Annotated in this window: 1 protein-coding gene; it reads left to right on the plus strand. The window is 63.1% G+C overall.

Going from position 1 to position 960, the window contains the following annotated elements:
* Nucleotides 1–152: 152 nt before the first annotated feature.
* On the plus strand, nucleotides 153–960 hold an 808-nt coding region (locus tag AC5XE7_RS20830; protein ID WP_495367434.1), incomplete at its 3' end, for an IS110 family RNA-guided transposase.

Raw genomic sequence — 960 nt, forward strand, 5'->3', positions numbered from 1 at the left:
TGGCCTGCCCCATTAGGGAGGTCCGCTGGATAAGTTAGCTGGGGTAACTGTTTCTGTTCTCGTCGCGTGTGAGGAAAGCGCCTCTTGCCATACCGTGAACGGTGATCTGACCGGCTCGTGCCGGTCCACCAGCAACCGGAATGGAGAGCGCGATGGAGTACTTTGCAGGACTTGATGTTTCCCTTGAGATGACGACGATCTGCATCGTGGATGCTGACGGGACCGTGATGAAGGAGGCGAAGATTGCTTCCGAACCGGACGACCTCGTTGCCTTTTTCACGCAATGCGGCATGGCGATGAAGCGGATCGGCCTTGGAGCCGGCGCTCCGTCGCAATGGCTTTACGACGGCATGGCCGAAGCCGGTCTGCCGGTCGTGTGCATCGAGACGCGGCACGCCAAGGCGGCGCTGTCGGCCATGCCGAACAAGACTGACCGCAACGATGCGCGCGGAATCGCGAACATCATGCGCACCGGCTGGTTCCGCTCCGTGCATGTGAAGACGCAGACCGCGCAGGAACTGCGCTTCCTCCTGGTGGCCCGGCAGACGCTGGTTCGCAAGCTGATGGATATCGAGCTGGCGATCCGCGGCATGCTGCGCAGCTTCGGCCTGAAGATGGGCGTGGTGTCCAAACGCAACTTCGAGGCGCGCGTTCTGGAACTGGCCGGCGACCGCACGATGCTGATGCAGGCGCTCAATCCGATGCTGACTGCGAGGCGTGCCCTGGCTCTCGAATACGCCAACCTGCAAAAGGTGGCGGTGGACTTCGCCCGTGACGACGACGTGTGCCGCCGGTTGATGACCGTTCCCGGCGTCGGCCCGATCGTTGCGCTGACCTATCGCGCGACGATCGACGTGCCATCCCGGTTCCGGCGCTCCAAGTCTGTCGGCGCGCATCTGGGACTGACACCGCGCACCTGGCAGTCCGGAGAGGTCGACCGGAACGGACGCGTGTCCAAGA

This window comes from Aquamicrobium sp. YD-1-mutant5, from assembly GCF_059509755.1.